This window comes from Sediminibacterium roseum (assembly GCF_009939005.1).
In the GTDB taxonomy this organism is placed as follows: domain Bacteria; phylum Bacteroidota; class Bacteroidia; order Chitinophagales; family Chitinophagaceae; genus Sediminibacterium; species Sediminibacterium roseum.
Map to the genome: position 1 here is coordinate 366570 of NZ_JAACJS010000002.1, position 14738 is coordinate 381307.

Below are 14738 nucleotides of genomic sequence, written 5' to 3' on the forward strand. Positions count from 1 at the left end.
AAGCTAACAGTTGTTAACCTTTGCTGCCAATAGCGTAGTTTTGCAGACGAGTTTAAAAAAGGACCATGTCTTACACCCCAACCCATAAAGTCAGAATTGTAACCGCCGCCAGTTTGTTTGATGGGCACGATGCAGCCATCAACATCATGCGCCGTATCCTGCAGTCGAAAGGTGCGGAGATCATCCACCTCGGTCACAACCGCAGCGTGGCCGATATTGTGGAATGCGCCATCGAAGAAGATGCACAGGGCATTGCCATCACAAGCTACCAGGGCGGGCACGTGGAGTTTTTTAAATACATGAAGGACCTGCTAGATCAGAACGGTTGCGGGCACATCAAAATTTTTGGTGGTGGCGGGGGAACCATTCTTCCTGAAGAAATAAGGGAGCTACATCATTACGGCATCACAAGGATCTACAGCCCGGACGACGGCAGGCACATGGGCCTCGAAGGAATGATCGAAGACGTGATCAGGCAATGTGATTTTACCCTCAACGGAAACGGCGACTACCCGAAACCGATGACACTCGGCGAAGTGAAAGACGTACGAAAGATCGCAAGACAGATCACGAATGCAGAAAATGGATCGCTGGAGAAACAGGAAACCACCAGCAGTAAACCAAATGGCACCATACCCGTTCTGGGAATCACCGGAACCGGCGGCGCAGGAAAAAGTTCCGTTACCGACGAGATCGTGAGGCGATACCTTCAATCGTTCACAGAAAAAACGATCGCTGTTGTCTCTGTGGATCCCTCCAAAAAAAAAACAGGCGGCGCATTGCTTGGCGACCGCATACGCATGAATGCCATTTCGCATGGGCGCGCCTACATGCGCAGCCTCGCAACACGCGACGACAATACCGCGTTGAGTGCGCATGTGCAGGATGCCATCGATATCTGCAGGGCCGCCGGGTTTGACCTGGTTATCCTGGAATCCGCCGGCGTTGGGCAAAGCGATGTTTCGGTTCTCGACTATTGTGATGTGAGTTTGTATGTGATGACACCCGAATACGGCGCCGCATCGCAACTGGAAAAGATCAATATGCTGGATTATGCGGATGTGGTGTGCATCAATAAATTCGACAAAGCCGGCGCACTCGATGCATTGCACGATGTGCGCAAACAGTTCAAACGCAACCATGGTTTGTGGAACGCGAAAGACGAAGAACTCCCCATCGTAGGAACGATTGCGGCACAGTTCAACGATGCAGGTGTAAACGAGCTTTTTGAAAAACTGTTTGATGCGATCGAAAAGAAATGCAATGTTTCTTTCGGCCGCATTCCAGTTGTAAACAAAGAAGCAAAAGGAGAAGCCACCACTACCAGGTCACAGATCATCCCACCCAAACGCGTCCGTTATCTCTCGGAGATCGCAGAGAGCAACCGTGCCTATGATACATGGGTAAACGAGCAGGCAGTGATCGCTTCGAGATTGTACCAGGTAAACGGTGTGATCGAAGCCGCAAAAGAATCGGCAACATCCTGCGATGAACCAGCGCTGTTAAACCTGCAGTCGCATTTTGAAAAACAACTTCACCCGGATTGTAAGTTGCTCATAGCGCAATGGCCATCGGTTGTAAAAAAATACACGGCAGACTTTTTCGAATACCAGGTGCGCGACAAACTGATCAAACAACCCCTCACCGTTACCTCGTTAAGCGGCACAAGAATTCCCAAAGTGGTATTGCCCAAATACAAAGACTGGGGCGATATACTGCGCTGGCAGTTGCAGGAGAACCTGCCGGGTGAATTTCCTTATACAGCGGGTGTGTTTGAATTGAAGCGACAAGGCGAGGACCCCACGAGGATGTTTGCAGGAGAGGGTGGTCCTGAACGCACGAACAAACGTTTCCACTATGTTTCATTGGGGCAACCGGCGATCCGCCTGTCTACTGCATTCGACAGCGTTACCCTTTACGGCGAAGATCCCGATCACCGCCCTGATATTTATGGTAAAGTGGGAAACAGCGGCGTGAGCATTGCCACGCTCGATGATGCGAAAAAATTATACAGCGGTTTTGACCTTTGCGACCCGAAGACTTCGGTAAGCATGACGATCAACGGCCCGGCACCGATCATACTCGCGTTTTTCATGAATGCGGCCATCGACCAGCGTTGTGAAAAATGGATCGAAGAAAATGGTAAGTGGGATGAGGTGAATGCATTCATCAACCAAAAATTCAGGCAGGCACCGAAAGCGATTTACTACAACCCGGCCTCACCGGAGCGTTTGCCCGAAGGCAACAATGGTTTGGGATTGAAACTACTGGGCGTGAGTGGCGATGAGGTACTGCCGGAAGACGTGTACGAAAAGATCAAGGCAGAGGCATTGTCGCAGGTGCGCGGAACGGTGCAGGCAGACATCCTGAAAGAAGACCAGGCGCAGAACACCTGTATCTTCTCCACCGAGTTTGCGTTGAAATTGATGGGGGATGTGCAATCGTACTTCATCGACCAGAAAGTAAGGAATTTTTACAGCGTAAGCATCAGCGGCTACCACATCGCAGAAGCGGGCGCAAACCCCATCACGCAGCTTGCATTTACATTGTCGAACGGGTTTACTTACGTTGAGTATTACCTGAGCCGCGGCATGAACATCGACGATTTTGCGCCGAACCTTTCTTTCTTTTTCAGCAATGGGATGGACCCAGAATACAGTGTCATCGGCCGCGTGGCAAGGCGCATCTGGGCCAAGGCGATGCGTAACAGGTACAAGGCCAACGACCGCTCGCAGAAATTGAAATACCATATCCAGACCAGCGGCCGCAGCCTGCATGCGCAGGAGATTGACTTCAACGATATCCGGACAACCCTGCAGGCGCTGTATGCGATCTACGACAATTGCAACAGCCTGCACACAAATGCATACGACGAAGCCATCACCACGCCTACAGAAGAAAGTGTGCGCAGGGCGATGGCGATCCAGCTCATCATCAACAGGGAACTGGGAACGGCCGTTACAGAGAATTTTATACAAGGCAGTTTTGCGATAGAAGAGTTGACGGACCTGGTAGAAGAAGCGGTGCTGGCCGAGTTCGACCGCATCACCGATCGCGGAGGCGTATTGGGCGCCATGGAGCGTATGTATCAGCGGAACAAGATACAGGAAGAGAGCCTTCATTACGAAACACTGAAACACACGGGCGAATTACCGCTGATCGGCGTGAATACCTTCCTTAACAAAAAAGGAAGCCCTACCGTATTGCCCGGCGAAGTGATCCGGAGCACAACGGAAGAAAAAGAACAGCAGATCCAGAACCTGCGCGCGTTTCAGAAAAGAAATGAAAACAAAAGCGCCGATGCGCTGAAAAAGTTGAAACAGGCAGCCGTGAACAACGATAACCTGTTTGCCGAATTGATGGATTGTGTTAAATATTGTTCGCTCGGGCAGATCACCAACGCACTGTACGAGGTAGGCGGCCAATACCGCAGGAATATGTAAACAGGTTTGCGTATCTTTCGGTTCTTATAAAGAACGATCGTTATGTATAAAAAATATGTACCGGCATTGCTGGTTTGTTTTTTCAGTGTGATGGCAGCGCACGCCCAGGCGCCGGCGAGAAAGATCGATACCACGATGAAGTTTGGCAAATCGGGCTACCGCATCGTCTGTACCAACAAGAACGCAGATAAGAACCTGCTTACCGTTAAGCCCATCAATTTCGAAAAAGAAGCGGGCGGAGATTTTACACTTGACATCAAGGGCCGGTTGCTGAAAACAGAAGTGGAAGACTTGAACCGGGATGGTTTTCCCGACCTGCTTTTGTATACCATCATGCCCGATGATTCGCTGAACCGCGTAAACCTCTTCGCGATCGCATCCGAAGAAAACAAATCGGTTGTGCCCATCGCGCTCCCGGATATTTACAATGATCCCAAACTTCGCATCGGGTACAAAGGCAACGACACGTTCTTTCTCATGGAAGGAAACCTCATCCGCCGCTATCCCATTTTTCCAACAGAAGGCGCGCCGGCCGCAGCGGCAAACGGCAATATGGTGCGACAGGTACAGTATGCTGTAGTGAGAGAAGAAAGAGGGTACAAGTTCAAAGTGGTGAGAACCTACGATTTTACGAAATAGGCCCGGGCCATTCAGAAATTATTGGCGGCGATCACAGTAAGCAGTGATCGCCGTTTTTTTGTTTAATCCGTCGCGGGAAGCTGTAAACAATCATTATTTAATCCGTCCCCGTTTCTTGCAACATCCATCCTCGTATCTTTATCTCACACAAGTACACAACATGAGAAAAACGATCCTGTTTGCCTGCGGACTATACCTCTCCGCCCAGGCTTTTTCGCAAACCACAACCAGCGGGCCAGAAGACAATAAAGTAACACTGCCCAACGGATGGAGCCTCACGCCGGCAGGGCGCAATTTTCCGCTGGGCGATCTTCCTTTGAACATTGCAGTGAGCAGGTCAAAGAAATGGATGGCCGTTACCAACAACGGGCAAAGTGTGCAAAGCATCCAACTGATAGACCCCGTGAAAGAATGGGTGGTTGATAATGTAGTGGTCCCGAAAAGCTGGTACGGACTGCATTTCAGCGGAGACGAAAAGAAACTGTATGTATCCGGGGGAAACGATAACTGGATATTGGAGTATGCGATCGAGGATAAGAAATTAGTGTTGAAAGACAGCATCATCCTGGGAAAGAAATGGCCCAACAAAATTTCACCCGCAGGGCTGGCCATTGATGATGAACAACAGAAAATGTATGTTGTTTCAAAAGAAAACAACTCACTTTACATCGTTGACCTGAAAACAAAAAAAGCAGAACAGCCATTTTCGCTCGGCGGCGAAGCGTACTCGTGTTTGCTGTCGCCCAACAAAAAAGAACTGTACATCAGCTGCTGGGGTTGCGACAGGGTGTATGTGTTTGATACAGAGAAAAAGAATGTGGTGGCAGAAATACCCGTAGGAGACAACCCGAACGAACTGTGCCTTACCAGGAATGGAAAGTACCTGTACGTAGCCAATTCAAACGACAATTCTGTTTCAGTGATCAATGTTGCCGAAAGAAAAGTGATGGAAGTGCTCAACGCAGCATTGTATCCCGGTGCGCCCAGCGGTTCTACCACAAACGGCCTGGCATTGAGCAGCAACGAAAAAATATTGTACATCGCCAATGCCGACAACAATTGCCTGAGTGTGTTTGATGTTTCTGTGCCCAACAAAGGGAAAAGCATTGGGTTTGTTCCCACAGGCTGGTATCCTACCAATATCAAAGTGATCGGCAGGAAGATATTTGTTTCCAATGGCAAAGGGTTTTCGTCGAGATCCAATCCTTATGGCCCCAACCCTTTTGGCAACAACCAGGAGGTACTTCACCACAAAGGCGATCCGAACATTCCAAAGAACGTGCAGTACATCGCCGGGCTTTTCCAGGGAACGATGAGCATCATAGACGAGCCGAATGAAAAACAACTGGCGGCCTATTCGCGAATGGTTTACGAAAACACGCCCTACAACAAATCAAAGGAAATGACCGTAACGGGAGAGGAAGGAAATCCCATCCCAAGAAAAGTAGGCGAGCAGGGCCCGATCAAATACGTGTTTTATGTGATCAAGGAAAACAGGACGTACGACCAGGTGCTGGGTGATGTGAAAGAAGGCAATGGCGATCCGAAACTTACTTTGTTCGGCGAAAAGATCACACCCAACCAACACGCGCTGGTAAAAGAATTTGTGTTGCTCGATAATTTTTATGTAGATGGCGAAGTAAGCATGGACGGACACAACTGGACCACCGGCGCTTATGCAACGGATTATCTAGAAAAAAACTGGGTAACTAGCTACGGCGGACGAGGCGGCACTTACGATGGCGAGGGTGGGCGCGAGATCGCAAACAACAAAGGTGGTTTTATCTGGGATCATTGCAAACGCGCAGGCGTAAGCTACAGGAGCTATGGCGAATTTACAGATGGGAAGAAAGCAAGCATCTCATCGCTCAAAGGGCATTTCTCTACTACGTATACAGGATGGAACATGAATGTAAAAGATACCACGCGCTTTTACCAATGGCGAAAAGAATTCGATTCATTGCTTTCGGTAAACGCGGTTCCACGCTTCAATACGGTGCGAATGGGAAACGACCATACAGAAGGGTTGCGTAAAGGAAGGCCCACACCCTATGCGCATGTGGCCGACAACGATCTTGCGGTAGGCTTGTTTGTTGAATACTTAAGCAAAAGCCCCATCTGGAAAGAGACCGCGGTCTTCATTATCGAAGACGATGCACAAAACGGCGCGGACCATGTGGATGCACACAGGAGCACCGCATATGTTGCAGGCGGTTTTGTAAAAAGAGGATTCGTAGACCATACCATGTACTCAACCTCCTCTATGTTGCGCACGATAGAGCTCATCCTCGGCATACCACCCATGACACAATACGATGCCGCTGCAGAACCCATGTGGCGCTGTTTTACAGGCAAAGCGAACCTGGGCACATTTACAGCGAGAGCCTCGCAGGTAGACCTGATGGAAAAGAATACGGCCATGAACGAATGGCAGCAGCGTTCCGAAAAGTTCAACCTCGCAAAAGAAGATGCAGTGCCGGATCTCGAATTTAATATTGTGCTTTGGTATGGATTGAAGGGCGACCATGTTCGCTTTCCGGGCCCGAAACGCGCGGCTTTTTACAAACCAATAAAAAAGGCCGACGACGATGATGATTAATCCACAACGAGAAAATTCATCTTCTCAATAATTTTTGATAATCGATCGGCTCAAATTCAAACTCGTGACTTTTCTCCTTTGGATTGTAGTTAACGATGATTGGAAAGCTTCTGAATTTTTTTTCGTCAACAACCAATTGGTATTTGATTTCACCGGAAGATAGTTTCGACTCGATAATCGCGATACCGCGCTGCAAATTGATCAGATGTATGGTCATTGTTACTCTCCCAAATATTGGATCAGTTAAATCCATTGTTAACTTATTCTGCTCCTTCATGGTAATTTGCTGAATTACTGCCGGGTAAGGACCCTCGCAACCTGCAGTAAGTACAACCGTAGAGTCATTAATTGAAACCCAGTTGTTGACGCAATTATCCGAGGGATAGTAAACATAATACTTCCCCTTGTACAGGTACAAGGGATACCAGTTTTTAGAAAACTGCGGAAGCTTGTGTTTGCCCGGTACAGCCTTATATTCCTCCACTGCATCTTTCAGGAACATATTATAAGTTTCCGGATCAAAATCTTTTTCCAGGGCTTTTGTATATGCCCAGGATTTGGGATTTGATTCAATGTAAATGATATGACGATTTCCTTCCGACGTAAAATTTTTCATCAGAAACACAGTGTCTTTTTTTGACTGCGCCGCCGCAGAATTCCAGTAGGATGACACGACAATTAGGTAAATAAGAACATGGGTTCGCATAAAGATTGGTTTTTCATCAACAAATATCATAAACTATTTCTTCTGACCATAGCTACAGTATAAGGCGGCCTGCAGCATAGGCATTTGCTGATGCGCCCAACAACAACAGCATGCCAACGCGCAGTTTACTTACAATGTATCTATTGAAGATTGATTTCCTTAAACTGTAAAGTTATGGCCGTATGAGACCTACGTATCAATGTGTCATCTTACGATCACTATCTTTGTTACGATCCGCTCACTGCCGCTATCATCCCTCACCACCACGAGGTAAACTCCGCTCGCTATTGTATTGCCCAGGTAATTTCTCCCGTTCCATACCGCCTGCCCGCCCAATGCGCGTGCCTGGTAAACAAGCCTGCCGTTGAGTTCGGTGATCTTTACAAGTGCATCGTTCACCAGCCCGCGTATGGCAATGGTTCCGTTGTATCCCGGCGGAACGGGGTTGGGATAAACAAGAACATTGCTGTTGGATGTGGTACCCTCTGTTGCCGTGCTCCTGAAACTGCAGATGCCGGATAAGGTTGAGATGAAAACCTCTCCGCTTGCCCCATCAACAGCAATGCGTTTTACATCGTTGTTCAGCAGCGGGCTGTTCTCTGCAGTAAAACGGTAAATGACCTTGTCGCCGTCTGGCGAGATCAGCCATACGCCGTTTTTGGTGCCTATCCATTTCCTGTTGGCGCCATCAACCGCCATGGTTTGTACGATCTCGTTTTTGAAAAGCAATCCCGCGAAACGATCGAGCTGCACAACGGGCAACACCGCATCGCAGCCACCAGCGCTGAATACTTCGCTGTTGCATTGGATGATGCCGATGCCTTTATCGGTACCCACCCATATAAATCCATTGCGGTCTTTTACAATACTCAATACATTGTTGCCGGGCAGGTTTCCATTGCCCGGCCCCTGGCGGTAAAACTTCCATTTGTCATCGGATGTATTGTCGATGCTTTGCCCGTAGCTGAACGCAAACAGGCCATTGTCTTTCGGACTCACGATCCACAACTGGTTCAGGTCATCCACCACAATTTGTGAAACTGCATTTTCGGTGTGTGCGAACGGGATGGTGAATCCTTTGAATGTGCCGTCCGTTTTTCTTACATGAAGCTCCTGCGGCGCGCCGTAATTGCTGATCCATAAATGATTGAACTGGTCATAAGCCAATCCGCTCACCCGGTAACTTCCCGGGTCGCCCGTAGCGGGTTGCAACGTACTGTTGCCTTTTTTATAGATCACCGGCTGGCCCGTTTCTTTGAAGTTCACCAATCCGCCGCCATAACTTCCTGCCCATATGCCCGCGTCAACGGGATCCGCGGCAACGGTTATAAAATCAAGAACGGAATCAAGCACCGGCAGGTTGAAAAACCCCTTGTAGTTCCATTGACCCTCTTTGAATGAATACACGCCGTTGCGGTTGTACTGGTAGTTCCATGCGGTGTTCACGCTTCCTGCGGCGGCGTATACAACATTGTTCTGAACAATCATTTCGCCATCGGCGGTACCCGGCGGCCCATTCGGGATAAATCGTTCCACCTGCGCGCCAAACCTCGATAAGCCACCAAACTGGTCCGCGATCCATACCCCATCGTTGTCTATCACAGCGGATCTGGGAAAAGAAACAACATTACCCTGCGAAAGATTCTTTTCAATCTGCCCGTTTGTATTCAGCACCAGCACCCTTGCATTGCCTGAAGCGGTGCGTTGCGAAACAAGTATTTTGTTTTCGGAGGAATTACTGTTCACAATTTGCCAGGCCGCATCACTGTAAAGGAAATTCCAGTTGGTTCCATTTAAAATAAACAGTGAATCGTTTTTCTCGGCAACGATCCTGTTATTGGTGGTGAGCACGTTTTTAACCGCGCCAGCGCTAAGGCCGTTGCTTCCGCTCAACAACTGCCAGTTGGCATAATTGGAAATATTGGGCGAGTTGGCGGCGATGCTTTTCAGCCCTTCATCGGTTGCAGCGAAGAAAGACGCGCCATCGCCTGTAAACCCGTTCACTTTAACCTGGCCGCCACCATTGCCGATGAACCAGGTGTCCTTGATCTCGTATTTTGTGAGGTTCACAACGATCACACCAAGCCCGCTGCCCAGGTAGGCCAGCCCATCCCTGCAATAAATGGAATAAACGGTTTTGTTGCCGGCTATTGTGCTGCGCCTGATGTCGCCGATGTTTTTGATGTTGTCTTTTTTTACCACATCCACATTGCTGTTGCTGTATACCACCACAAGCTGGGCGGTTGCCGCATCCCAGCCGATGGCCTGCACACCAATATCGTTCAGGCCCGTTGCCTTGCTGTAGCGTTGTATTTCTTTATCGGCATCAACAGAAAAAAGGGCCGCGGTGGTTGCGCAATATAGTTTATCGCCCCTGACCACCTGGATGGCTTGCTGGTAGTTAAGATGATCGCGCCACTGCCCGATGGGTTGAACGGGGAGCAACTGCGCATTTACATTCCCCCAAAAACAAAACAGTACGGTCAACTGAAAACAAAATGCCTTCCGCAATTTTTTCATCAAACAAAAAAAACAGGCGGAAGGCATTGTAAATGATTTATACGGTCAGCGCATCAGATGTTAACGATGCCGTTCTTGATGGCAAAAATAGCGAGGCCCACGCGGGTTTTCACATCCAGTTTCTTGAACAGGTTGTCGCGGTAGGTATCGATGGTGCGCGGGCTGAGGCACATTTCATCAGCGATCTCCTTGTAGGTTTTTTCGGTGCAGATCCATTTTAAGAAAGTGGATTCGTTTTCCGACAAACTGTTCAGGGCCGCGGTATCACTGTCTATCACATCTTCGTGGTTGATGTAATGCATCAGTTTGTTGCTCACCAGTTCATTGATAAAATACCCGCTGTCGCGGATGCTGTCGAGCGCGTCTTTGAAAACTTTTGGCTTGCTGTCTTTGAGTATATAGCCACGCGCACCATTTTTCAGCATGCGTATGATGGCGGTATCGTTCTCGAGCATGCTCAGCACGAGCACTTTTGTTTGCGGGAGGTTGTTCTTGATCCAGCCGGAAGTTTCGTAACCATCCATCACCGGCATGGTGATGTCTAACAAAACGATATCGGGCGGAGTTTTTGTTTTTACCTTTTCGATGAACTGCTTGCCGTTATTGGCTTCCATTACAACTTTGAAACCTTCAAAAGAATTGATGATGGCGGCGAGCCCGGTTCTCAACAGTTCATGATCATCAACTAACGCAACGAAAGTCATAGGAGAAGCGATTTAGGTTTAATATACAAAGTTATGGTAGTTCCGCTACCTGGCGCGCTTTTAACATCTACCGTAGCATTGATGGTTTTGGCGCGGTTGATGATGTTCTGCAACCCGATGCCCGAACGCTCCTCGTTGAGCAGGGCGGTATCGAAACCAATGCCATTGTCGCTGATGGTAACCACCGTCGTCTCCGCTTCATTGTTGATCGACACATCGATCTTGCTTGCCGCGGCATGCTTGATGATGTTGTTGATGATCTCCTGTATCATTCGGTAAATGATGATGTCGGTGTTCACATCCAGGATGTGAAAATGATCGGAAGTGTGGAACGAAGTGCTGAACCGGCCCGTTTTCTCCAGCGAAACAAGCAATTGCCTGATCGATTCGATGATGCCGATGTTGTGGATGCGGTTGTTCTGTAAATTATGGCTCAGGTCGCGGAGGTCTTTGATGGCTTTGCCGAGGAGGTCATCCGTCTGGTTGAATTTGGCTTCGGGAACCGCATCGCCGAAAGTATTGAGGTTGAGGCGCGCCAGGCTCAGGATCTGCCCGATGTTGTCGTGGATCTCCTGGCTGATGTAAGCAAAGGCCTGTTCCTGGATCTCGAGTTGGGTCTTGAGAAGGGTTTGTTCAAAGCGGTTGCGCATTTCCTCTTTCTCTTCGCGGTTCTTGCGCTGGCGCCTGAGAAACACGAATACGATCAATAATACAAAACTACCTATCAGGATGAAAAATACAGAAGCAACGACGATCGTTATGAGGATATCTTCTTGTTGTTTCGGCATAGGTAAAATGCGATGCAGAATGAGCTGTATAAAATTACGTTTAGACTGTGATTGATGATCCCATAGATTCTCACGCCCTGTGCCTGCAGGTCGTTGCTGCGTAAATATTCAAACAAGGCGTTTATGATCACTGATCCAAGGTAAAAAATAAGCAATCCGCTCGAGATCCAGAAAAATGGTTGCTTCGACAGCTGCTGGTCTATCTTGTCTGGCAATACCGATTCATAAAAATAGCAGCAACAGCATACAACAATAAAAAAAGAACCGAGTAAGAAAGTGTAGGTGTTGAATGTTTTATTAAAGCCCTGTACAAAAAGCATGTTCAGTACCACGAGCACGATAAAGGTTGGAACAAAAACCAGGATCATTTTTTTCAGCACCGGCTTTTTGAAATGCTGGTAAAAAAGCATGCTGTAAAACAGGAACTCTAACGTGGTAAACACGTTATACATAGCATAGTTGCGTATTACCTTAGATAAATACCACCATCCTACAAGTTCGATCAGTACTGTGGTCAATAAAAAAGGAATAAAATAGAGTATTATTTTATTCCTTTTCCGTGTATAAAGAAATATTGCGACCAACAGACTTATGATCTGGAAATATAAGTCTATCGAAAATAGCATTATGCTTATGGGAAGATTTGGCCGTGATTTAAAAATTGATCCGGATCTGCAGTGATGTCATCTGGCCCGTCTTTCCTTGTGCTTCCGTTAGATGAAGCGCTCGGAATTTTATTGCCTGTAAAGAATACGGTCAGTTTGCCCCAGTCTTTTGAACTTACCGGTGCCGCCCCTCTTCCATAAACGCCAAAGTTTACGTAAATAACATCCGACTTGTATTTTGTCTGTAATCCCTGGATAAATGAGATCAGGTCTTTTGCAGAAAATGCAACGGATTGCGCCTGGTCGCCTTCGCCATACTTTTTGCTGTAGTTAGCAGCAAGCGCTGATGCGTAGGTAGACGGAATAGAGCCCGCATAATGGCCCAAACCTGCGGTTCCAACCACAGCCCCTTCGGCTACTACTGTTGTATTGTTCTGGTTATCAGTTGTAGCGGCAACCTCATCTTTCTGGCACGAAACCAGGAAAACAACCGCCATCGCCATCATTACTGGTGCTGAAATAAAGGAGAATTTTTTCATTGCTTATGTTTTTATGCCTATCAGCCTTTCGTTTATACTCTGAATCGGTAAAATATATGGAATGCAAGTTAATGTTTCCCTGATTTTCTTTGGGAAGTAATTTGCCCAAACCGGCTGACCTATAAATTATTGCATTGAAAATCAATTAAATACATAGTATTTGTTGACAAAAAAACGGTGTTTCTCCCAACAAAAATACCGTGAAAACACCGTGGTAAAACTACTGGATTTGGGACAGGCCGGCCCTCAAATAGCCTTTTATGTAGAATAAAATGGTGCATTTGCACTAGGTGGGAATCAACAAAACCCAGTTATTTTTGAATGGGCCCCGCAATGTATCTGCGGATAGAAAAGCGGTTTACGAGCCAGATGATCGTTAAAACTGCAACGGCCGTAAGCGCGGTATACAGTGAGGGCAGCATACTCACGTAAATATTCTGTTTCAGCAACGCATAATGAATAAAGGCCTGTAAACCGGCGATGATCGCGAACGAAACAAGAACGATCAGTATGTTCACCGGGAAAAATTGTTTCATCAGGAAACGTCTCAGTTGTTTGGGCGATGCGCCCAGTGTGATCAGCAAAACGATCTCTTCTTTGCACGATGCGATCGTTAACTGGATAAAGAGCGTAAAGATCAGCAACGCAAAAAGCAACATCACCGCACCTGTGCCCCAGGAAATGTTCACCACAATATCCACCACCTGCCTGTAGCGGCTGAAACGAGTTTTGTCGGCATCGGTAGCCAGGTTCTTTTGTTTGAGGTATTGCACCAGCTGCGGGTTGCCGGGGTCTTTGGTGCGGATGATTACCCGCGACGGCTTTGCATCCGCATTCTTTGCAAACTGCGTATTGCCCCAGTTCATGAATTCTTCCGGCACAAGCAACGATGAGATCCTGTCGCTGAAACCCACCACCTTTCCATTAAACGTTACAATGCCATTGGGGCCGTACACATTCACCTTAAACACGATCATCTTCACCACCTGCTGGGTCAACTGCGGCAGGTTCTGCGAAAAGGAGAACTGGAAATTGTAAAAATCCAGGAACATGTTGGGCGCAATGATCGGCACAAAGGATGCGCTTTCGTCCCATTTCCAGTCTTTGCTCGTAACATCTATAAAATCTTTGGGAACACTTTCAAATGCGATGTCCGTAAAAAAAGGAAACCGGTCGCTCGAGCTTTGTATCGACGCCTTGAAACGGCTCGGCGTTAACAAGCCAACTGATTCCACGAAGGATTGCTTTTTCAGATCGCTTACCTCTGTTTCTGTTAATGTAGTGGCGCCCAGGGTTTCGTCGTTGAGCACCTTGTTCAACACCAGGAAATTGGCAACACTGTCCTGGTTGCTTTTGCTGTGCAGCAGATCATTGTAATTGGCCTGTATCTGCACCGCGGCGAGGATCAGCAGCATGGCAATGGACAAACCGATCACCGCCATAAAAAATCTTTTACGGCCCGCGCCTGCGTGTATCAGTTTTTTCAATAAAAAATCTAGTCCCTGCATCTGTTATAAAACCAGTTTTCTTGTGTATTGAAAATTGTCGTCCTCATCAAGATCTGTAATGATGAATCCTGCATTTCTTTTCCTGCATTCCGTTTCGATCAGTGCGGCGGCTTTTTTTGTGTTGTTGATATCGAGGTGACTGAAGGGTTCATCCATCACCAATAATTCAAAAGGCTGGATGAGTGCGCGCACGATAGACACCCGCTGCTGCTCGCCATAACTGCAGAGCCCTGCGCGCTGGTTGAGTATGTGTGTAACGCCGAGCGCTTCCGCCATTTCATCAATTTTTTCGGCAGGGTAATAAGGCGTTTGCAAAACTCTTTTCAGCTCGATGTTTTCCCTCGCCGTTAGATTGGGAAACAGGCGCAGGTCCTGGAAAACGATGCTGATCTTTTGTTGCCGCATTTCGGCCAGCTCATCTTCACTTACCTGGTTCAGCGGTTTTTGCCCGATGCTGATGCGCCCTTCGTAATCGTGCCGCAGGTTATACAGGATGTGAACAAAAGTTGTTTTACCCGTGCCGCTCGGCGCTTTGATCTTAACGAATTCACCGTGCGCAAAAGAAACCGTATTGTTCCATACATCGGATCGCCGTTGGATCAAACGGTCTTTTAACGGGATGGGGATGATATGATCGAGTTCAATATTCATAAGAAAAACGCCCGGGCCGTAACGCAAAACGCCGAA

Annotated in this window: 11 protein-coding genes; 3 read left to right on the forward strand and 8 right to left on the reverse strand. The window is 47.8% G+C overall.

All coding sequences use genetic code 11. The features are described 5' to 3' along the window. The first annotated feature begins 65 nt into the window (after positions 1–65). From GWC95_RS01585 to GWC95_RS01595, 3 genes are all read left to right on the forward strand, one after another. The gene (locus GWC95_RS01585; RefSeq protein WP_161816917.1) at positions 66–3443 is read left to right on the forward strand and encodes a methylmalonyl-CoA mutase family protein; all 3378 of its coding nucleotides are present in this window, start codon (positions 66–68) and stop codon (positions 3441–3443) included. A gap of 42 nt (positions 3444–3485) precedes the next feature. After that, complete coding sequence (locus tag GWC95_RS01590) at positions 3486–4082, forward strand: hypothetical protein (RefSeq protein ID WP_161816918.1); 597 nt, start codon at positions 3486–3488, stop codon at positions 4080–4082. A 160-nt stretch (positions 4083–4242) separates the two neighbouring features. After that, positions 4243–6681: a bifunctional YncE family protein/alkaline phosphatase family protein gene (locus GWC95_RS01595; RefSeq protein ID WP_161816919.1), complete on the forward strand. Its 2439-nt coding sequence runs from the start codon at positions 4243–4245 to the stop codon at positions 6679–6681. A 16-nt stretch (positions 6682–6697) separates the two neighbouring features. Here the strand turns inward: GWC95_RS01595 and GWC95_RS01600 are convergent, their stop codons facing one another. The 8 genes from GWC95_RS01600 to GWC95_RS01635 all read right to left on the reverse strand — a co-directional run bounded on the left by GWC95_RS01600 (position 6698) and on the right by GWC95_RS01635 (position 14729). Then, positions 6698–7387 carry a hypothetical protein gene (locus GWC95_RS01600; protein ID WP_161816920.1) on the reverse strand — a complete coding sequence of 230 codons (690 nt, stop codon included), beginning with the start codon at positions 7385–7387 and terminating at the stop codon, positions 6698–6700. Between the two features lie 204 nt (positions 7388–7591). Continuing rightward, on the reverse strand, positions 7592–9832 hold the full coding sequence (porZ, locus tag GWC95_RS01605) for a type IX secretion system anionic LPS delivery protein PorZ (RefSeq protein WP_237722026.1): 2241 nt from the start codon (positions 9830–9832) through the stop codon (positions 7592–7594). A 128-nt stretch (positions 9833–9960) separates the two neighbouring features. Next, a complete protein-coding gene (locus GWC95_RS01610) occupies positions 9961–10611 on the reverse strand; it encodes a response regulator transcription factor (protein WP_161816922.1) in 651 nt (216 codons plus the stop codon). Next, entirely contained in the window at positions 10608–11399 is a 792-nt protein-coding gene (locus GWC95_RS01615) for a sensor histidine kinase (protein WP_161816923.1), read from the reverse strand. The genes GWC95_RS01610 and GWC95_RS01615 overlap by 4 nt, the downstream gene beginning before the upstream one ends. Next, positions 11369–11851: a hypothetical protein gene (locus GWC95_RS01620; RefSeq protein ID WP_161816924.1), complete on the reverse strand. Its 483-nt coding sequence runs from the start codon at positions 11849–11851 to the stop codon at positions 11369–11371. Before GWC95_RS01620 ends, GWC95_RS01615 begins: the two co-directional genes overlap by 31 nt. 179 nt (positions 11852–12030) lie before the next feature. Beyond that, a complete protein-coding gene (locus GWC95_RS01625; RefSeq protein ID WP_161816925.1) occupies positions 12031–12543 on the reverse strand; it encodes a hypothetical protein in 513 nt (170 codons plus the stop codon). 311 nt (positions 12544–12854) lie between these two features. After that, positions 12855–14051, reverse strand: coding sequence for an FtsX-like permease family protein (locus GWC95_RS01630; RefSeq protein WP_161816926.1), 1197 nt, complete (start codon positions 14049–14051; stop codon positions 12855–12857). A gap of 3 nt (positions 14052–14054) precedes the next feature. Further along, complete coding sequence (locus GWC95_RS01635; protein WP_161816927.1) at positions 14055–14729, reverse strand: ATP-binding cassette domain-containing protein; 675 nt, start codon at positions 14727–14729, stop codon at positions 14055–14057. Positions 14730–14738 lie beyond the last annotated feature (9 nt).